This window comes from Burkholderiaceae bacterium DAT-1, assembly GCA_019084025.1.
GTDB lineage: Bacteria > Pseudomonadota > Gammaproteobacteria > Burkholderiales > Chitinimonadaceae > DAT-1.
Map to the genome: position 1 here is coordinate 92,492 of JAHRBI010000004.1, position 19,585 is coordinate 112,076.

The window sequence follows — 19,585 nt, forward strand, 5'->3', positions numbered from 1 at the left end:
AGTGGCGCTCACAGTGAAAATCCTTCCCTGCGCAGCATATGACAGAGTTCGATTAGTGGCAGGCCGATGATGGCAGCGGGATCAGAGCCTTGCATGGACTGGATCATGGTCACGCCCAGACCTTCGGTTTTGGCACTGCCGGCGCAATCATAGGGTTGTTCGCGCTCGAGATAGTTGCGAATCTCGTCATCGCTATAGTTACGCATCGTGACATGCCAGGGCACTACAACTTCCTGTGTCTGGCCCGACTGACTATTAAATAGACAGAGCGCAGTATGAAAGACAATGGTCTTGCCGCGCATGGCGGTCAGTTGCGAAAATGCCCGCTCGAAGTTTCCAGGCTTGCCAAGTTGCACGCCATCGAGCAGCGCAACCTGATCCGAGCCTATAATCAGCGCGGCAGGGTAGGTGGAGGCCAGCGATTGCGCTTTGATGCGTGCCAGGCGACAGGCGGTTTCAGCTGCTGTCTCACCGGCAAGCGGGGTTTCATCACAATCGGGTTTGGCTACACTGAAGGTAATGCCAAGGCGCTCAAGGAGTTCGCGGCGATAGCGCGAAGTTGAGCCGAGGACCAGGGGCAACATCTTGGTTATCCTGAAATTTTTTTGACTGTACACGTTTGGCAGTATATCATCCCACGTTTATGTCTGACCTCGTATTCGATAACGCCGACTTCTGCCGACAGAATCAGACCCGTGAGGGTACTCTGTCGCTTGAGATGCTGCCTCGTGTAGCAGAGAGTGCGTTGAGTGCGTCGAGCATTCAGTACGGACTGGCAGGCGGCACCGATTGGCGCCACCGCAAAACCATCGATGTGCGCATTGTGGGTGAGCTTCAGCTTACTTGCCAGCGCTGCATGAAGGTTATGCCGTTCGAAGTGGATGTGACATCGCGCTTTACGTTGTTCAAGGATGAAGCCGCGTTAGACGCTGCTGAGCTGGAAGACGAAGATCTGGAAGGTCTCTTGATCGAGCAAGAGTTTAATGCACTCGCGCTGATCGAAGACGAGATTTTGCTGACGCTGCCCTATGCCCCGGCGCACGATGCGTGCGAAAACCCGGACATGGCAGTAGAGCAGCGGGGCGCTGTGCCCGAAAAGCCGAATCCGTTTGCTGTACTCGCTGGCCTGAAAGGCAAGCTGAAGTCCGGTGATCAGTGAGTTGGCAACAAACAGAAATTGACTTGATCGTAGGAGCATTACCATGGCCGTTCAACAGAACAAGAAATCCCCGTCCAAGCGCGGCATGCACCGTGCTCATGACTTCCTGACCGCACCTGCGCTGGCTATCGAGCCCAGCACTGGTGAGGCTCACCTGCGCCACCACATCAGCCCGAACGGTTTCTACCGTGGCCGTCGCGTGCTGAAGGCCAAGGGCGAGTAATTTTGCCAGGCTGTCATGGTCTGACTGTTTTATGCAGTTGACTTAGAAGAGGCGCACTCCAATCAGGGTGCGCTTTTTTGTTAAGAGGTATCGTGCAAGCATGTCGATGGAAATTACCGTAGCAGTTGACGCCATGGGTGGCGATCACGGCGTGCATGTTACCGTGCCGGCGGCACTGTATTTCCTTGAGAAGCACCCGGATGTGAATGTGGTGCTGGTCGGATTACAGGATGCCATCGAAGCCGAGTTGAAGGCGAATCGGGCCCAGACAGGGTCGCGCCTGCGTATTCATGCCGCCAGTGAAGTGGTGGCGATGGACGAGCTGCCCCAGCTGGCGCTCAAGAATAAAAAAGACTCCTCCATGCGGGTGGCCATTAATCTGGTCAAGCAGGGGAGTGCTCAGGCGAGCGTGTCGGCCGGTAATACCGGTGCGCTGATGGCCACAGCGCGTTTCGTATTGAAGATGTTGCCCGGGATTGAGCGGCCTGCTATTGCCAAGATGATGCCGGGCGTGGCCGGGCCAACCTGCGTGCTTGACCTTGGCGCGAATATTGATTCTACCCCGGAACAGTTGCTGCAGTTCGGCGTGATGGGAGCCAGCCTGTATTCGGCAATCCGTCAGGTGGAGCACCCGACTGTCGGTATCCTGAACATCGGTTCGGAAGACATGAAGGGTACGGAAGCCATCAAGCAGGCGGCTGAGCTGCTGCGTGCATCTTCGTTGAACTTCAAAGGCAATGTCGAAGGAAACGATATCTACAAGAGCACAGTGAATGTGATCGTGTGTGATGGTTTCATCGGCAATGTGGCGCTCAAGGCCAGCGAAGGGCTTGCCAAGATGCTGGGTGATTTCCTGCGCGAGGAGTTTACGCGGAACTGGTGGCGCAAATGCATTGCAGTGCTGGCCATGCCGGTGCTCGATAGTTTCAAGAAGCGGGTCGATCCGCGCCGTTTTAACGGGGCAAGTCTGCTGGGTTTGCGCGGCATCGTGGTGAAGAGCCATGGCGGGGCAGATCGCATGGCGTTTTATTTCGCCATGGAGCAGGCACTTGAGGAAGTACGATCCGGCGTAATTCACCGAATCGCCGAATCGGTAACAGGACACAGTGATACATCCTCGGATACACTGGATGTCTGACGCAGACCGGATGCCTCGATGCATCCGGCTGCACATGCAGTACCCAATACAATAATTCGAGGTCGGTCCGCCGGGAGCGGGCTGGCTGACACCCAAGTTCCCCACAGGGGAGTCGGGCCGGCAATACACGCGAAGCGGATGCCGGCGCAGATGTATGGAGATCATCGATGCCTTTTTCCCGCATCATCGGGACCGGCAGCTATTTGCCTGCGCGGATCCTGACCAATGCCGAGCTTGCTGCTCGTGTGGATACCACTGATGAGTGGATCGTTACCCGTACCGGCATCCGCGAACGCCGGATTGCCGATGAGTCGGAATTCACAAGTGACCTGGCCTACAAGGCCTGTCTGGCTGCGCTGGATAATGCGGGTCTGCAGCCGTCCGATATTGATTTGATCATTGTCGCGACCACCACCCCGGACATGGTATTTCCCAGTACCGCTTGTATCCTGCAGGATAAACTGGGTCTGCATAATTGTCCGGCGTTCGATCTTCAGGCGGTGTGCGCTGGATTTGTGTATGCCTTGTCAACCGCCGACCAGTTCATCCGCAACGGTCAGGCGAAGCGCGCGCTGGTGGTGGGTGCTGAGGTTATGTCACGTCTGCTTGACTGGACTGACCGTACAACCTGTGTGCTTTTTGGTGATGGTGCCGGTGCAGTCGTGCTTGAGGCCAGTGATGAGGCCGGTATTGTGGCTACCCGGCTCAAGGCCGATGGCCGTCACCGGCATATTCTGTGCACACCCGGTGGTAGAGGATCGCCCGAAAGTGCAGCAAAGGCTTGGTTGCACATGGAAGGGCCTGCCGTCTTCAAATTCGCGGTCAAGGCGCTCTCCGAGCTTGCATCCGAAACGCTGAATGCGGCGGGTATTCCGCAATCCGAACTGAAGTGGCTGGTGCCGCATCAGGCCAACGTCCGCATCATCGAGTCTACCGCCAAGCATCTGGGGTTGCCGATGGAGCGCGTAGTGCTGACGCTGGCCCGCCATGGCAATACCTCGGCTGCTTCGATTCCGCTTGCGCTGGATGAAGCCGCGCGGGCCGGTACATTCCAGCGGGGTGATCTGATGATGCTGGAAGGCATCGGCGGTGGCTTTGCCTGGGGGGCTGCCCTGCTGCGCTGGTAGGGTGTTCGTGCTGCGTTTTGCAATATTTCACCTGTATGATTGCGCTCAATCGAGCGTTCGCTTGCTGTTCATCTTGATCAAGCACAGGTAAGATCGCGTCCACTCGTGCGGATTGATTCCGTATTTTTGCCGAAGATGCGCGGAAATCCGCGCAACTCGGTAGCAACAAGGGACACAGAAACATGAAAGTTGCTTTCGTTTTTCCGGGACAGGGATCGCAATCGGTGGGCATGCTGAATGCCTTTGCCGATCTGCCAGAAGTGCGTACAACCCTCGAGGAAGCAAACGATGCGCTGGGCTTTGATATCGCTGGCATGATTGCCAGTGGCCCCGATGCAGACCTGGGTTCCACGATTAATACTCAACCCGCCATGCTGACTGCCGGTATTGCTACCTGGCGCGCCTGGTTGGCTACAGGCGGTCGTCAGCCTGATGTGCTGGCTGGACACAGTCTGGGTGAATACTCCGCGCTGGTTGCTGCAGGCAGTCTCGGATTTGCCGATGCCCTGCGCCTGGTGCGCCTGCGTGCCGAAGCTATGCAATCCGCTGTGCCGGTAGGCGAAGGTGCCATGGCCGCCATTCTTGGCCTGGAAGACGATGTCATTCGTGCTGCATGTGCTGAAGCTGCACAGGGCGAAGTGGTTGAAGCAGTGAATTTCAATTCGCCGGGGCAGGTGGTGATTGCCGGTGGCAAGGCCGCTGTCGATCGCGCCATTGTGCTGATGAAAGATAGAGGTGCCAAGCGTGCTCTGCCACTGCCTGTTTCTGTACCGTCGCATTGCGCGCTGATGAAGCCGGCGGCAGAACGTCTGGCGGCTGCACTTGCTTCGATCCAGATCAATTCTCCAGCCATTCCGGTTTTGCATAATGCGGATGTGGTGTCGCATGCGACCCCTGCTGCTATTGCCGATGCACTGGCACGCCAGCTGTACAGTCCGGTGCGCTGGGTGGAGACCGTTCAGGCATTTGCTGCGACTGGTGTGACGCTGGTTGCCGAGTGCGGTCCGGGTAAGGTGCTAGCTGGTCTGACCAAGCGAATCGATGGCAATCTGCAGGGGATCTCACTGACAGATGTGGCGCAGTTTGATGTGCTCAAGGCTGCGCTGACCGCCTGAGCCAGACCCGATAAGGATGGCCTGCGTGAATCACGCAGGCAGTGAGGAGACATAATGAGTCTGCAAGATAAAGTTGCACTGGTAACCGGTGCTTCGCGTGGTATCGGTCGTGCGATCGCTGAGACACTGGGTAAAGATGGCGCAACCGTTATCGGTACCGCAACCACTGAAAATGGTGCGGCTGCTATTACCGAATACCTGGCTGCTGCCGGTGTAAAGGGTATGGGTATCGCTCTGGATGTGAACAGTGCTGAGGCCATCGACGCTGCGCTCACCCGCATCGAGAAGGAATTCGGTACAGTACAAGTTCTGGTGAATAATGCCGGTATCACGCGCGACCAGCTGCTGATGCGCATGAAGGAAGACGAATGGGATGCGGTGCTGGACACCAATCTCCGCTCAGTCTATCGCCTGTCCAAGGCCGTGCTGCGCGGCATGATGAAGGCTCGCTGGGGGCGTATCGTCAGCATCTCTTCCGTCGTTGGCAGTACTGGCACACCGGGGCAAACCAACTATGCGGCAGCCAAGGCCGGTATTGAAGGCTTCAGCCGTGCACTTGCACGCGAAGTGGGTAGCCGCAATATTACTGTGAATGCAGTGGCCCCCGGCTTCATTGATACCGATATGACCGCCGTGCTGCCGGATGACTATAAGCAGAAGCTGCTGAGCCAGATTCCGCTGGAGCGCCTCGGTCAGCCGCAGGAAATTGCGGATGCCGTGGCATTCCTGGCTTCCGATCGTGCTGCCTACGTGACAGGAAACACCCTGCACGTCAATGGCGGCATGTTCATGAACTGATTTTTACATTGCCACTGGGCAGTTTTGCCCGCGTGCATTGCGTATGCTGTGCATTTTTTTGATAGAATGCCGGCGCTTTTGACCATCCAATACGAAAGGTTTGGGATCAAGAATGGAAAATATCGAACAACGCGTCAAGAAGATCGTTGCCGAACAACTGGGCGTAAACGAAGCTGACATCAAGATTGACTCGTCCTTCGTTGAAGATCTGGGCGCTGACTCGCTCGATACCGTTGAACTGGTGATGGCACTGGAAGAAGAATTCGAGTGCGAAATCCCTGATGATGAAGCAGAAAAGATCACCAACGTTCAGCAAGCCATCGACTACGTCACGGCTCACCTGAACAAGTAACTCCACACCGCTGGAGTCGAAACCCCTGCAGTGGCGTGCCTTCTTCAAGTCGCCCTCAGGGGTTTTGTCGCATTTTTCACCTGTTTCGAGCGAACGCTTGTTCGGAATGGGTTTTGATCCATTTGGAGGATTTCCGTGTCCAAACGCAGAGTCGTGGTAACCGGCCTTGGCCACATTTCGCCGGTAGGTAATGATCTCGCCAGCGGCTGGGCTAATCTGCTCGCAGGCAAGAGCGGTATCAGCACCATTACCCGTTTCGATGCCAGCGATATGGCATGCCAGATTGCCGGTGAAGTCAAAGGATTTGACATCACTCAATACATTTCCGCCAAGGAAGCCCGCCGGATGGATATATTTATCCATTACGGCATTGCAGGCGCCTTGCAGGCAATTGCCGATGCAGGACTTGATGACGTACCGGGTCTCGATAAGACGCGTGTAGGCGTCAATATCGGCTCCGGTATCGGTGGTCTGCCACTGATCGAAAATACCGGCGTGGACCTGATCAATGGTGGCCCACGCAAGATTGGCCCGTTCTTTATTCCGGGTTCGCTGATCAACCTGATCGCAGGCCATGTGACCATCCTGAAGGGCTATCAAGGGCCGAGCTACGGCATCGTGTCAGCCTGTACGACAGGTGCGCATTCCATTGGTGATGCGGCTCGCGTGATTCAATACGGCGATGCAGATGTGATGGTGGCTGGTGGTGCCGAGGGTGCCATTTCCCGTCTGGGTATTGGCGGCTTTGCTGCCATGAAGGCACTGTCTACCCGTAATGATGATCCGGCAACCGCATCGCGTCCATGGGATAAGGGCCGTGACGGCTTTGTCATGGGTGAAGGTGCTGGCGTACTGGTGCTGGAAGAGTACGAACACGCCGTGAAGCGTGGTGCGCGTATTTACGCGGAGCTGGCCGGTTTCGGTATGAGCTCCGATGCGCACCATATCACCGCACCGAATGCAGAAGGTCCGGCACGTGGTGTGGCGAATGCACTGCGCGATGCGGGCATCAACGCTGATCAGGTAGATTACGTCAATGCGCACGGTACATCGACACCGCTGGGTGATGCGAATGAAACTAATGCGCTGAAGCTGGCATTTGGTGATCACGCCAGCAAACTGGCTGTGAACTCCACCAAATCCATGACAGGCCACTTGCTGGGCGGTGCGGGCGGTGTCGAAGCGGTGTATTCCGTGATGGCGCTGTACAATCAGGTGGCGCCACCGACGATCAATCTGTTTGATCAGGATGTGGAAGGCGGCTGCGATCTGGATTACGTGGCGAACACCGCTCGTGACATGAAGATCAATGTAGCGATTTCCAATTCCTTCGGATTTGGTGGTACCAACGGTACGCTGGTATTCAAGCGCGTATAAGTTGTGCTGCGATATGCTCAAGAAGAAGCCGCCAGACATGGCGGCTTTTTTTCGTTAGAGATCGATGCGTGACGATTAATCGGCTTGCCCGGCAGGCGTCGCCTTCATCAAACCGGCAATACTGCGGGCAAGTTGGCAAGCGGGTGAGTCTTTGCTTGTCCATGCAGAGAATGCCGCAAGTGGATTGGCACTTTTGAATGCCTCGTTTTGCGGCTGCGTAGCAAGATACGCTTCAGCTAGACCCTGTAAGGCCGCACTCGCTTGCTGATGATTGGCGAGCCAGCTTCCAAGTGCATCCTTGCCGCCGAGGACGGACTGACCAAGTTGCATGATCTGCGCGCCGGTTATGCCTGAGATCCCTGCCATAAAGTCTGCGGACAATCGATCGCCTGCATGAAACCATGCGCCAGGAAAAGGGGCAAGTGCATTCAGGATGGGGGCCTGAGCCGCCACTTCAGGTGCCGTGCCGCCAACGATGCAGGCGAAGCCGAACTCTGCGGCAAATGGATGATCCTGCAGATGAAGTGTTGCGCATGCCCCGGGATAGCGTAGAACTTCAATGGACTTGCCAAACCACAGTACGGAGTCCTGCTGCCGGGATGGGACGGGTACACTGGTCAGCCAGCAGACGGAACCGGCTGGCAAATCCTGAATCGTGATATCTGGCCATGGTAAGGCATGTTCATCGGCAAAACGGTGACCTTTGAATCCCTGACGAACCAAGCGTTGCAGCACGCTTGGCGGAATGTGTGAGGCAATCAAGGTTGGATACATGGTGTACACCCCAGTGCGCGAATCACGTCCGGACGCGATAATTGTTCGATAAACCATTTAAGCGCATTACCCGTCGACTTGCTTGACCAGGCCGTATGTAAGCGTGCATTTCGGCTCATGCCGTTAACTGGAATGGCAACGAGTTCCCCGCTGTCCAGAAAAGGTTGAACCAGGGGCTGGGGGACAAAGCCCACCCCCAAGCCTGCAAGTTGCGCCTGTATTTTTGTTTCATGGTCAGGCACGGTCAGTGTGGGCTGGCCGGTCAGGAGCATGGATGTACGTGCTTGGAGTGAACGAGAGGTATCGGCAACGCTCACGGCGCGAAACTGGCGAATTTCATTCATTTCCAGTGGCCGGCCGAGCAGGGCAAGCGGATGAGTGGGTGGAATTGCGAATAAAAGGACAAGATCACCTAAAGGGACGTGTTTAAAGGTGCCAAGCGGAGGGGCTTCATCTGGTGCACCAATCGACAGATCAACCCGCCCCGTATAGAGCGCATCCCAGCTGCCACCAAATCCTTCGCGCGAAAAACGCAGGCGGGTTCCACTGCCGAGTAAATCGAACTCATGTATCAGGGGCATGAACCCATTGATGCAGACGAGGTCGCCCACTGCAATTCGCAGCTCGGGTTCCCAGCCATGGGCAACATGCTTCACACGCGCTTCGAGCGCCCACGCCGCATCTAACAGGGTGCGCCCCTCGCGAAGCAACTCCTGTCCGGCAGGTGTCAGTTTGGCGCGATGACCGCTACGGTCGAATAATGCTACGTCCAGCTCCTGCTCAAGCTTCTGGATGGTATAGGTAACTGCAGAGGGAACGCGGTGCAGGGTTTCCGCTGCGGCGGCAAAGCTGCCCTTACGATCAATGGCATCAATTACCGCGAGTGCATCCAGGGTCAAGCGCATGGGCATGGTCTTCATGCTCTAAGAAAAGTGGGTGGATGAGGCATTATCACCTGAAGCGAGGGTGTTCTGGAAATCTGACATTCAAGCTGTTGATTTCTTGATGCATTCCATCTGTCTGATTTTTGCCATGATGCAAGGCACGCCGTCCGTCGGATTTTGCTATGCAGCAAATTGAAAGACTGAGATGAGTATTTGCCTATCTTGTAAGTTGCTGCGCTGCACATTATTCGCCATTGTTTCTTGTGCAAGGTTCATTTCCTCATCTTACTGATTTACAAGCTATTTGACGTTTATCAATGCAGGAGTAGGATGAATCTCAGGCGCTTAACCTGTATCCCGAAGCGGGTTCATGGAGAGGACAAAATGAAGATCAAAACGATGTTAGTGCTGTGGCCCTCTTTTGTGATGGCCGGTATTCTGAATTCGCTGTTTTTTACGCTGTTTGACCCACTTGAGCTGTTCTCTAGTGGTGAGCCGTTGTTCCAAAGCAGAATGGTGGCTTACTCGGTGGGCTTTTTCGCGTTTTGGATTTTTGCGGGTTGTTCCAGTGCGTTGACCTTATTCTTTGAGCGCGATAGAGAACAGGTAAATCGATACTGCGCTGTCGATTTCAATAAGCCGGTTCGCAACGACGATCACGGGACGCTTGCCCACTAATTGTCTCCACCGTTGGCGGGGTGATTGAGGGCATTGCGTAGCTGGATGAACCAGTCGTTGGATGTAGTCTGTCTCGCGCTTGGCAAAAAGGACACCTGCAGGTGTCCTTTTTATCTGTGCTGCGAAATGATGCACCCGTGATGGGTGAGCGGTAACTTATTCGTGATTACCGCTGCAGCCTGATAAGAGCTGCTTCAGTAACGGGATGTCGATGAGCTCAACGTATTTGCCTTGCACCTTGATCATGCCATCTGCCTGGAATTTGGAAAAGGTACGACTGACCGTCTCCAGCTTCAGCCCCAAATAACTGCCGATCTCCTCGCGTGTCATGCGCAGGTGGAATCCCTTGGGAGAGAACCCGCGGGCATGAAAACGCTGGGAAAGATTCAAGAGAAATGCTGCCAGACGTTCTTCTGCACGCATATTGCCCAGCAAAAGCATCAGACCCTGGTCGCGAACGATTTCCTTGCTCATCAGCTTGTAGAAGTGACGAGTAAGCGACGGAATCTGGCGAGAGAGTTCATCAAGCAGCGCAAAAGGCAGTTCGCAGACTTCGCAATCTTCGAGGGCGATGGCATCACATCCGTGAATTTCGTTGCCCATGGCATCCAGGCCAATCAGCTCGCCGGACATGTGGAAACCGGTCACTTGCTCGCGTCCATCTTCTGACGTGACGGTGGTTTTGAAGAAACCAGTGCGTACGGCATAAAGCGACTTGAAGGCATCGCCGCTGCGGAACAGCGCTTCACCACGCTTGATGGGGATGCGCTGCTTGATCACTTCATCAAGCTGATCGAGCTCTCCATGGCTCAGACCCAGAGGCAAACACAGTTCCCGCAATGAGCAGGTAGTGCAGTGTGTTTGCAGTTCACGCAGGGGAACGACTTCGATGGGCGTGATCATGGACGACATGGCGTGTGCGCAAAAGTGACAAGGCCTATAGTTTGCCGCGTTCGGGCAAACTCCACAACCAAAGCTTGTTCACAATGTTTACTCAGGATGGGGAATTGCGCGATTTTAGTGGATGAGCTGTCGTAAAAATGCACTGCTCAGGTAAGATTCGTACCATGGAACATACCTTGATTTCCCTGATGTGGCCTTGGTTTGTCGCGGGCTGGCTAGGCGGAGGCCATTGCCTCGCGATGTGTGGCGGACTGGGTGTTGCCGCTGGTCTGGGCGCCCGGGGAAGGGGACAATGGATACGATTGCTCGTGATGAATGCCGGGCGAATCACCTCGTACATGATGGTGGGTGCATTACTGGGCGCCATCATCTCAGTTGCGAGCAGGGTGGGAATGGCCTTGGTGCTCCAGAAGTCCTTATATGTGGCATCGTTGATACTGCTTGCATGTATGGGGGCGTACATTGCAGGTGCTGCGGCTTGGTTTGTGAAAATTGAACGGAGCGGTGCTGTATTTTGGCGCCTCTTGCAGCCTGTCTGGGCATCACTTTTTCCGCTCAACACTGTGCCCCGGACGTTTGTTGCCGGGCTGTTATGGGGCTGGTTGCCTTGTGGACTGGTCTATACCGCAGCGATTGGTGCTCTCGCTTCCGGTCGTGGAGACCACGGAGCTGCCGTGATGCTGGCGTTTGGTTTGGGTACCCTGCCCAATCTTCTATTGCTTGGCGTGGCCGGGAAGGTGACGCAGGAATGGCGGAAAAAATCATGGGTTCGTAAAACTGCTGGCGGTCTGCTTGTTGCCTTTGCGCTATATAAACTTGTGGCGATGCTTGCATAATTACATGCAACTGCTTGTTTTTGCTTGGATGTCCATCTATACCGGCATTTGTCGAAAAAAACTCGGTGGCGATTGTTGCGATTGTCCGTCAATGTGTGGCAGCATTCGTGCAGCTGTTTGGCAGTGCGACGCAGAAGGTGTCACGGAAAAAGCGCAAAATCGGCAAAAAATGCAGATGATGATGAACAACATGATCATCTGTACACGATTGTCGGATTTTGATGCTTTTATTTTCCTTGGAAGCTGCTAGAATCTGTGCCGCCGGTCTTCATTCGTGAAGTGCCATTGCTTTTTAGTACGAAAGTTTCCGGTTTGATTCCGGGTGCTTTTTGATTTGTGGTCCTACTTTTAACGTTAAAGGTAAAACGATGAAACATTCCCTGCTCGTCGCTGCTCTGCTGGCTGTTGCCCTGACCGCTTGTGGCAAGAAGGAAGAAGCTGCTGCTCCGGCACCGGCTCCTGAAGCTGCTGCTCCTGCTGCTGCCGCTCCGGCTGCTCCGGCTGCTGACGCTGCTGCTGCTCCGGCCGCCGCTCCGGCTGCTGACGCTGCTGCTGCTCCGGCTGCCGCTCCTGCTGCTGACGCTGCTGCCGCTCCGGCTGCTGCTCCGGCTGCTGACGCTGCCAAGAAGTAATTCTTCGGTAGACAGCGAAAGCCGACCTTCGGGTCGGCTTTTGTTTTTCGTACGGCCAATTGACGGTTGATTGAATAAACGATTGGTCTGTACAAAATAAAACGCCCGGCAATTGCGGGCGTTTTTGCATGGTAGGGCAGCAAACTGGATGGTGGATGCTCAGGCCTGTGGCGGAATGCGTGGCGTGCTGACATGTACGTCGGCATTCTGGGCTCGGTGACGTAGTGCATGGTCGATTAGAACCAGTGCCAGCATGGCCTCTGCAATGGGGGCGGCGCGTACGCCCACGCAAGGATCGTGACGACCTGTAGTGGACATGTCGGTTGCCTGTCCATCCAGATCAATCGAGCGACGGGGCTGTGGAATGCTGGCAGTGGGCTTGAGTGCCATACTGACTCGAATCTGCTGCCCGCTGGATATTCCGCCGAGAATGCCGCCTGCGTGATTACTGGCAAAGCCTGCCGGTGTCAATTCGTCGCCGTGTTCGCTGCCCAGCTGATCGATCACGCCAAATCCGTCGCCAATTTCTACGCCCTTGACTGCATTGATGCTCATCATTGCATGGGCGATATCGGCATCCAGACGGTCATAGACCGGCTCGCCCCAGCCAACAGGCACGCCGTCTGCCACGACATCGATGCGTGCACCCACAGAATCCCGCCTGGCGCGAATGTCATCGAGATATGTTTCGAGTTGTTCGGTCATATCCGGATTGGCTGCGAAGAAGGGGTTGCTGTCGACATGTTCCCAGCTTACGAATGGGATCTTGATGCGCCCCATCTGGCTCATGCAGGCGCGGATGGTGATGCCGAAATGTTCGCTTAGCCATTTCTTGGCGATTGCGCCGGCTGCCACGCGAACTGCTGTTTCACGGGCGGAGCTACGGCCACCACCACGGTAGTCGCGGATGCCATATTTATGCCAGTAGGTATAGTCTGCATGTCCGGGACGGAAGGTTTGCGCGATTTTGCTATAGTCCTGACTGCGTTGATCCTGATTGCGGATCAGCAGTGCGATGGGCGTACCGGTTGTTTTGCCTTCAAATACACCGGATAGAATTTCGACTGTATCGGGTTCCTTGCGCTGTGTGACATGGCGTGAGGTACCGGGTTTGCGGCGGTCCAGCTCTTGCTGGATGTCTGCTTCGCTAATGGATAGGCCGGGCGGGCACCCGTCGACAATACAGCCAATCGCAGGGCCGTGACTTTCACCAAAGGAACTGACGGTAAACAATAAGCCAATCGAACTGCCGGACATCTGTGCATTCCTGAGTGGGAGAGACACGGGCCGCTTGCCTTGTGGCCGAGTCTCTTGGATGATTCGGGTTTCGCGCAACCGGTCGATTCTAGCACAGTCGGAACGACCATCCGGATCATCGCGGTCCGGTCCAAGAATCACAGCGTTAGCAGCGTACCCAGGCTGCATCCACACAGGAGAGATAACCCATGTCAGGGTTCAACAAGGTAGTACATACATACGAAGAAGCGCTCGCCGGCTTCCAGGACGGCATGTCCGTCATGGTGGGCGGGTTTGGTTTGTGTGGTATTCCGGAGGGACTGATCCACAAGGTATACGAGATGGGCAACAAGGGTCTGACCGTTGTGTCCAATAATGCCGGCGTGGATGGCTTCGGCCTTGGCAAGTGGCTGGAAAAACGCCAGATCAAAACCATGATCGCGTCTTACGTGGGTGAAAATGCCCTGTTTGAACAACTGCTGCTGTCGGGCGAGATGGAAGTGATCCTGACTCCGCAGGGCACGCTGGCTGAAAAGTGTCGCGCCGGTGGTGCAGGGATTCCGGCCTTCTATACCGCAACGGGTTACGGTACCGACATCGCAGCGCACAAGCCGACTGCAGAGTTTGATGGTCGCATGTATGTGCTGGAAAAGAGTCTCACTGCCGACTTTGCACTGGTGAAAGCCTGGAAAGCTGACGAGTACGGCAATCTGGTGTTCCGCAAGACCGCGATGAACTTCAATCCGGTGATGGCGACTGCTGGCCGCATTACCGTGGCTGAAGTGGAAGAAATTGTGCCTGCTGGCTCGCTCGACCCGAATCATATCCACACACCGGGCATCTACGTGAACCGTGTGATCAAGGGTTCATTCGAGAAGCGTATTGAGCAACGTACCGTTCGCAAGGCTTGAGGAGACAGATATGGCACTTTCACGTGAACAAATCGCCATGCGTGTGGCACAGGAGCTGCGCGATGGTTATTACGTCAATCTGGGGATCGGCATTCCGACCCTGGTGGCGAACTATGTACCGGGCGGCATGGAAGTGATGCTGCAATCGGAAAACGGTCTCTTGGGCATGGGCCCGTTCCCGTTTGAAGAAGATGTGGATGCTGACCTGATCAATGCAGGCAAGCAAACGGTGACAGCTGCCAAGGGCGCTGCATTTTTCAGCTCGGCTGATTCATTTGCCATGATTCGCGGCGGCCACGTTGACCTCACGGTGCTGGGCGCATTCGAAGTGGACGTGCAGGGCAGCATTGCCAGCTGGATGGTGCCGGGCAAGCTGGTGAAGGGTATGGGCGGTGCGATGGATCTGGTGGCGGGCGCCCTGAACATCGTGGTCACCATGTCGCATACCGACAAGGCTGGTAATTCCAAACTGCTGAAGAAGTGTACCCTGCCGCTGACCGGTTTTAACTGCATCAAGAAGGTGGTGACCGATCTGGCCGTGATCGAAATCCGTGATGGCAAGTTCTACTTGCTGGAACGTGCGCCGGGCGTGTCGGTCGATGAAATCGTCGCCAAGACCGAAGGCGAGATGGTGGTGCCGGAGCACGTGCCGGAAATGCAATTCTAAGCCGTCCTGTTGCATGTACCATACAGGCCGCCCGAATTGGGCGGCCTTTTTGTCGGCAACGCAGATGTGCGGTTTGATTAGAGTCAAACAAGCATTTGATTGGTGTTTGAATATTCCTATATGTGCTTGCTGATGAACTGATCATCTGCGAATGTACGTTTTTTCCGGGAGAATGCAGCATGCACAAGATTCGCCTGTGGGATGTCCCCACCCGCCTATTTCACTGGTTGCTGGTGTTGGGTGTGGCATTGCTTTGGCTGACGGCAGAGCAGGGTGAGCTGGTGGCGAAAGTATTGCCGGGCATTGAGACGACACGTTTGCATTCCTGGCTGGGCTACGGCGTACTGGGTTTACTGGTGTTTCGATTGATCTGGGGCGTGGTGGGTAGTGACACCGCACGATTTGCGCAGTTTGTGAAAGGCCCTAAAGCGATTCGCGCCTATGTGCGCGCATCCAAAGCAGGGGAGCCTACGCATGTCATCGGGCACAATCCCGCTGGTGCGCTGATGGTGGTGGCTTTGCTTGTGCTGCTGCTCACTCAGGCGGTGACCGGCTTAGGGGCGTATGACGACATCGATTTCCAGGGGCCACTGGTGAATGCGCTGGGCGAAGAGGTGAGTCATTTATTTAACAAGATTCACCATCTGAATTTCAATTTGATCATTGCTGCTGTTGCGGTGCATGTGGCCGCAATTGTCTTCTACAAGAAGGTCAAGCGCGACGATCTGGTTACGCCGATGATTCGCGGCAGTAAAGAGGTGGATGCATCCATTGCTCAGCCGCGTATGCGACCAATATGGCTCGCGCTTCTCGTTGCGCTGATTGCGGCCGCAGTCGTATGGGGGGGTATCGAATGGGCTGGCGCGATTGGAGTGGTGCAGACATCGGGCTAACACCGCTGTAGCGGGGTAAGCATTCGCTGTTTGTCCTGCCAGATCGTGTTTTGTCGTGGCTGGACGCCTTTTGTCGAGCGCGACTCCCTTTTCGGATGGATGCAGGCCAGAATACAGGTATACGCACGGCGAGGTGTGCTCGCGGGAGCGCTGACGCACTTGGCAAGCCCGCCGTGGGTATCTGAAATGTGCGCGTAGTTGGTGCCGGTCTGGTCAGTTGCGTGCAACTGACCTCAGGTCAAGGCGCTCCCGCCTCCTTGCCTTTCCATGCTTAGGCGAGCAGTTGCAGTTCCCGTGCAGCCTGAACCAGCAGCATGGCATTGTTGACATGAAACTTTGCCATGAGATTTTCGCGATGCTTGTCCACGGTTCTGGATGAAATCTGCAGGCGTTCGGCAATTTCGACGCTGGATTGACCAGTGGCGATCGCTTGCAGAATCTGGAATTCTCTGGCGGTTAGTTCGACTCTTGCCGATCGCAGCCGTTCTCGCGCCGTGGGACAAATATGCTGATGTCCCGCCGCTACACGTGAGATGCCTGTTAGTAGTTCGTCCGCTTCGCTCTCTTTGAGCATTACACCATCGGCGCCTGCGTCCACCAGATGCTGCAAAACGGCGCCGGACTGGATGCCTGTGACCACCATGACACGCAATGCAGGATAGCGTTTCTTCAGCCATGCCAGCACCGCTGCGCTATCTTCCCCCGGCATCTGGTAATCCATCAGTACCATGTTGACGTCATGCTGTTGTACAGTCTGCTTGAGGGTAGAGGCATCCCCGACCTCGGCAACGATTTGCCAGTCAGGCTTCTGCGAGAGCAACATTTTCAGGCCCTGTCTGAACAGGGCGTGATCGTCGGCAATAATGATGCGCATGGCAACTGCCTATCTAAAACTGTACAAGTGGACTATTTTCGCTGCTTTGCTGCTATTCGCCAAGGTAGGATGGGCTGCGCACGCCTCGGATTTGCGGATTCAACCACTCACGGTGCGCTTGCAGGCTGCATCTGAGGCACTGTGTCCGGGGGAAACGGTACCTCAGATTATTCCATCCGAGGCGACATGGTGGCAGATAGACATCGATGCTGATCACGATGTGCGGTTGCTTGGCCTTGGTGTTCCCGATATTGAATTCGCCTCGCTTTACACAATCTCTTCGGGGGATACGCGCTGCCTATATCGATTGGTGCCGGGGAGTCGTTATGCTGATCGCCCCTGGCCATCACGTATGGTGCAGCTACCGATTCCCGCCTCGACCGAACGTACTCGCTACGTGTTGGTCTGGCATGCCCATGCCAATACACCCCTGGCGCTGACGCTGCAGACGCCACTTGCTGCGGAACAGGCGCTGAGTGTCGATAATTTGCGCATTGGTTTGGTGACGGGATGCTTGCTGGCGCTCTTTTTACTTGCCTGTATGCATTACGCCATCGAGCAACAGCCTGCCTATCTCTACTATGCCGTGACTGTGGCTTGTGCGTCGGTGTTTCTGTTGCAGATCGGCGGCTTTCTGTTTGTCTGGTGCTGGCCTGACTGGGGGAAGTTCAATCAGGCGGTACCGGTCTGGCTGCAGGTGGCCATTCATTGCTCGCACGCAGCGTTTACGGTGCATTTGTTTGATTTGCGCAGACGTGCGCCATGGCTGTGGCAAGCCTATCTGTTTGTCATGCTGATGACGCCTAGCGCGGCACTGGTCTTCCAGCTGACGGGTAGCCTCCTATTGGTCTATCCGATGCTGGCGTTTTACGTGCCCTTACCCATTCTGGCTGGCGCAGTCGCCATGCGGCAGCGCTTGCCATCCGCACGGACGTATCTGGCCGGTGCGCTGTGCATGCTGGTCTGCGTGAATGGCCTCTTTGCATTGAGTGTCATGGGCATTTTGCGTGACTGGCCGACGTTTGTGTTTCCGCAGATTGGCTATTTGCTGGAAGCCCTCTGTTTTGCAGCGGCAGTGGGAATGCGCATGTTTACGCTGCAGCGAAGTCATGCACGTCAGCTGGAGGCTCGCCTGCATGAGGCAGAGCAACTCGCTCAGCTCGAGGCCGACAAGCTTGAACTGCAGCAAAAGCATGTTCACCAGCAGATGGAGATGGCTGCCGCAGGCCATGATTTGACGCAGCCGATTGCAGCCATTCGCCTTGCCATTCCTGCATTGCGTGCTCAGGCAGGGCTGACGAGTGTCGGTAGCCATATCGAGCAGGCGCTGAATCATACCGAGTCGCTATTGCGCGAACTCATGGGGCAGGCACGATCCGGACATTGTGCAACCCGACTTGATCTCAATGAAGTACTGATCGGCGTATATCAGCGGCACAGGATGGCGGCAGAAGCAAAAGGATTGCGACTGCGCTATGTCGATACATCACTGGATGTAGTGGCATCGGATACCGTGTTATTACGACTGCTGGATAACTTGGTTGGCAATGCCATTCGCTATACCCATTCAGGTGGGATTGTGCTGGGAGCCAGACGCCGCGGTGCCGATATCGTGCTGCAGGTATGGGACAGTGGACCCGGTTTACCTGAGGTCGATCGCGAGCGGTTGATGCGCCCTTTTCAGCAAGGTGGTCGTTTCGCGCAGGAGCGGCAGGGCTATGGGCTTGGCCTGTATATTGTCCGGACATTATGCGAGCAGTCCGGCTATGGATTTGCGATTGCATCCCGGCCGGGTAAGGGAACGGTGATGAGCATCACTGTTCCCGGAACATAAGTCAGGCTGCCACTTGCGGGGTAGGGCGAGTTGGCGGGTCGCTGAATACGGCATGCATGCTGAGATCAAAGCTGTCCACTTTTTCCCCGAAACAGCATGGGTGCGGTAGATCAATGCTGGCTTTCTCGAGTGCAAGGGATGCCAATTCCATGTGTAGCGGGTTGACTGAGAACCAGTCGAACCGCATCAGATGGCGCTCGCCCCGTTTGTGAATGGCCTGGTAGAGCGCGATGGCTTCTGCAAAACACCCGAACACCACGCCGCGGGAGAGCATGAGCTTGCTCCAGGCCAGTGGCCCCAGAACGTAGTGCAGGCGCTTACCGAATGCATTGCCAGCATCTTGGCGTACGACCAACTCGCGAACCTTTGCATGGGTATCGATGTCCAGATTAGCTGGTTCTGCCACATCTACCACCAGAAGCTTGCGCCCCGGACGACGCAGACTTTCGATGCAGGCCGGTGTGAGCTTGGCGGTTTGGCTGTGTGTACAGGCAATGACGGCATCTACTTTACCCAGTCCGCGAATCTGTGTGCCGACTTCGATGCCGTATTGTTGCTTGATCTCCGCCAGTGCCGAAACATTGCCACCGTACCCTACCACTTCGTGTCCGGCTGCAATCAGGCGATCGGTTGCTGCTTCGCCGAGAATGCCATAGGGTCCGATGACCAGTACGCGGGAGCGCTTGTTCAGACCCGCCTTGTTCATGGCGCGCTCGATGTCGCGCCACAGCATGTTGGCTGTGCCATTGTCGCCAATGGTGAACAGTAGATTCGGAAAATGCGCCTTGAGCGTGCGGCCATCGCGACCAAACAGACGTTTGGTGGATGCGGCAAGCAGTACAACTCGAGCGCCGCGCTTTTCTGCCCATTCACAGGCGCTGATGAAATGTGCCTGTGCTTTGCGCCGGCCTTCGCGCGTCATGAGCTCTTCGGCTGTGACATCAATACCGCGTACCCGGGCTGCGACACCGTTGTGGTAAACGCGCGGGCCGTTGGCATGACCACTGGCCGGGCGCCAGCGCCCGAAGAAGCGCTGCCGTTCGGCTTCGTCGCGCAGATTGCTGATGAATACGACGTCCACAACGGGTTGTCCGGTCAGGATGCGCCACCAGGCACGATAATCACAGATTGCCACCAGCCAGCGCCACAGTTCTCCGAGCATCTTGTTCACTCC

At 55.7% G+C, this 19,585-nt stretch carries 23 protein-coding genes; 16 read left to right on the plus strand and 7 right to left on the minus strand.

Features of this window, described 5'->3' with window-relative positions; all coding sequences use genetic code 11:
- Positions 1-8: 8 nt before the first annotated feature.
- A complete protein-coding gene (locus KSF73_08950) occupies positions 9-584 on the minus strand; it encodes a Maf family nucleotide pyrophosphatase (protein MBV1775841.1) in 576 nt (191 codons plus the stop codon).
- Positions 585-643: 59 nt separating this feature from the next.
- Between KSF73_08950 and KSF73_08955 the strand changes: the two genes are divergently transcribed.
- From KSF73_08955 to fabF, 8 genes are all read left to right on the plus strand, one after another.
- A complete protein-coding gene (locus tag KSF73_08955; GenBank protein MBV1775842.1) occupies positions 644-1,159 on the plus strand; it encodes a DUF177 domain-containing protein in 516 nt (171 codons plus the stop codon).
- 43 nt (positions 1,160-1,202) lie between these two features.
- Positions 1,203-1,382, plus strand: coding sequence for a 50S ribosomal protein L32 (gene rpmF / locus KSF73_08960; GenBank protein MBV1775843.1), 180 nt, complete (start codon positions 1,203-1,205; stop codon positions 1,380-1,382).
- 106 nt (positions 1,383-1,488) lie between these two features.
- Positions 1,489-2,520, plus strand: a complete 1,032-nt coding sequence (gene plsX / locus KSF73_08965) for a phosphate acyltransferase PlsX (GenBank protein MBV1775844.1) — start codon at positions 1,489-1,491, stop codon at positions 2,518-2,520.
- Between the two features lie 167 nt (positions 2,521-2,687).
- The gene (locus KSF73_08970) at positions 2,688-3,647 is read left to right on the plus strand and encodes a ketoacyl-ACP synthase III (protein MBV1775845.1); all 960 of its coding nucleotides are present in this window, start codon (positions 2,688-2,690) and stop codon (positions 3,645-3,647) included.
- Between the two features lie 182 nt (positions 3,648-3,829).
- On the plus strand, positions 3,830-4,762 hold the full coding sequence (gene fabD, locus KSF73_08975) for an ACP S-malonyltransferase (GenBank protein ID MBV1775846.1): 933 nt from the start codon (positions 3,830-3,832) through the stop codon (positions 4,760-4,762).
- Between the two features lie 54 nt (positions 4,763-4,816).
- Positions 4,817-5,560 carry a 3-oxoacyl-ACP reductase FabG gene (gene fabG / locus KSF73_08980; protein MBV1775847.1) on the plus strand — a complete coding sequence of 248 codons (744 nt, stop codon included), beginning with the start codon at positions 4,817-4,819 and terminating at the stop codon, positions 5,558-5,560.
- Positions 5,561-5,672: 112 nt separating this feature from the next.
- Complete coding sequence (acpP, locus tag KSF73_08985; protein MBV1775848.1) at positions 5,673-5,912, plus strand: acyl carrier protein; 240 nt, start codon at positions 5,673-5,675, stop codon at positions 5,910-5,912.
- A 135-nt stretch (positions 5,913-6,047) separates the two neighbouring features.
- Complete coding sequence (gene fabF, locus KSF73_08990) at positions 6,048-7,289, plus strand: beta-ketoacyl-ACP synthase II (GenBank protein MBV1775849.1); 1,242 nt, start codon at positions 6,048-6,050, stop codon at positions 7,287-7,289.
- Positions 7,290-7,364: 75 nt separating this feature from the next.
- Here fabF and KSF73_08995 read toward each other — a convergent pair whose 3' ends face one another.
- On the minus strand, positions 7,365-8,063 hold the full coding sequence (locus KSF73_08995) for a hypothetical protein (GenBank protein ID MBV1775850.1): 699 nt from the start codon (positions 8,061-8,063) through the stop codon (positions 7,365-7,367).
- A complete protein-coding gene (locus KSF73_09000; GenBank protein ID MBV1775851.1) occupies positions 8,048-8,968 on the minus strand; it encodes a LysR family transcriptional regulator in 921 nt (306 codons plus the stop codon). The genes KSF73_08995 and KSF73_09000 overlap by 16 nt, the downstream gene beginning before the upstream one ends.
- Positions 8,969-9,331: 363 nt before the next feature.
- On the opposite strand from KSF73_09000, the gene KSF73_09005 reads away from it, so the two are divergent.
- Complete coding sequence (locus KSF73_09005; GenBank protein ID MBV1775852.1) at positions 9,332-9,625, plus strand: hypothetical protein; 294 nt, start codon at positions 9,332-9,334, stop codon at positions 9,623-9,625.
- A 156-nt stretch (positions 9,626-9,781) separates the two neighbouring features.
- Here the strand turns inward: KSF73_09005 and fnr are convergent, their stop codons facing one another.
- Entirely contained in the window at positions 9,782-10,528 is a 747-nt protein-coding gene (fnr, locus tag KSF73_09010; GenBank protein MBV1775853.1) for a fumarate/nitrate reduction transcriptional regulator Fnr, read from the minus strand.
- A gap of 164 nt (positions 10,529-10,692) precedes the next feature.
- Between fnr and KSF73_09015 the strand changes: the two genes are divergently transcribed.
- The 3 genes from KSF73_09015 (at position 10,693) to KSF73_09025 (ending at position 11,996) form a co-directional block, all read left to right on the plus strand.
- A complete protein-coding gene (locus KSF73_09015; protein ID MBV1775854.1) occupies positions 10,693-11,364 on the plus strand; it encodes a sulfite exporter TauE/SafE family protein in 672 nt (223 codons plus the stop codon).
- Between the two features lie 4 nt (positions 11,365-11,368).
- Positions 11,369-11,614, plus strand: coding sequence for a hypothetical protein (locus KSF73_09020; protein ID MBV1775855.1), 246 nt, complete (start codon positions 11,369-11,371; stop codon positions 11,612-11,614).
- A 118-nt stretch (positions 11,615-11,732) separates the two neighbouring features.
- Positions 11,733-11,996 carry a hypothetical protein gene (locus KSF73_09025; GenBank protein ID MBV1775856.1) on the plus strand — a complete coding sequence of 88 codons (264 nt, stop codon included), beginning with the start codon at positions 11,733-11,735 and terminating at the stop codon, positions 11,994-11,996.
- A gap of 159 nt (positions 11,997-12,155) precedes the next feature.
- Here the strand turns inward: KSF73_09025 and aroC are convergent, their stop codons facing one another.
- Positions 12,156-13,253: a chorismate synthase gene (gene aroC / locus KSF73_09030; GenBank protein MBV1775857.1), complete on the minus strand. Its 1,098-nt coding sequence runs from the start codon at positions 13,251-13,253 to the stop codon at positions 12,156-12,158.
- A gap of 188 nt (positions 13,254-13,441) precedes the next feature.
- On the opposite strand from aroC, the gene KSF73_09035 reads away from it, so the two are divergent.
- The 3 genes from KSF73_09035 (at position 13,442) to KSF73_09045 (ending at position 15,703) form a co-directional block, all read left to right on the plus strand.
- Entirely contained in the window at positions 13,442-14,143 is a 702-nt protein-coding gene (locus KSF73_09035; protein MBV1775858.1) for a CoA transferase subunit A, read from the plus strand.
- A gap of 10 nt (positions 14,144-14,153) precedes the next feature.
- Positions 14,154-14,810: a 3-oxoacid CoA-transferase subunit B gene (locus tag KSF73_09040; GenBank protein ID MBV1775859.1), complete on the plus strand. Its 657-nt coding sequence runs from the start codon at positions 14,154-14,156 to the stop codon at positions 14,808-14,810.
- 179 nt (positions 14,811-14,989) lie between these two features.
- Complete coding sequence (locus KSF73_09045) at positions 14,990-15,703, plus strand: cytochrome b/b6 domain-containing protein (GenBank protein ID MBV1775860.1); 714 nt, start codon at positions 14,990-14,992, stop codon at positions 15,701-15,703.
- Positions 15,704-15,974: 271 nt separating this feature from the next.
- Here the strand turns inward: KSF73_09045 and KSF73_09050 are convergent, their stop codons facing one another.
- Positions 15,975-16,577, minus strand: coding sequence for a response regulator transcription factor (locus tag KSF73_09050; GenBank protein ID MBV1775861.1), 603 nt, complete (start codon positions 16,575-16,577; stop codon positions 15,975-15,977).
- Between KSF73_09050 and KSF73_09055 the strand changes: the two genes are divergently transcribed.
- On the plus strand, positions 16,570-18,411 hold the full coding sequence (locus KSF73_09055; GenBank protein ID MBV1775862.1) for a sensor histidine kinase: 1,842 nt from the start codon (positions 16,570-16,572) through the stop codon (positions 18,409-18,411). The two genes, KSF73_09050 and KSF73_09055, sit on opposite strands and share 8 nt — an antisense overlap.
- Position 18,412: 1 nt before the next feature.
- Here KSF73_09055 and KSF73_09060 read toward each other — a convergent pair whose 3' ends face one another.
- Complete coding sequence (locus tag KSF73_09060; GenBank protein MBV1775863.1) at positions 18,413-19,573, minus strand: hypothetical protein; 1,161 nt, start codon at positions 19,571-19,573, stop codon at positions 18,413-18,415.
- Between the last annotated feature and the right edge of the window lie 12 nt (positions 19,574-19,585).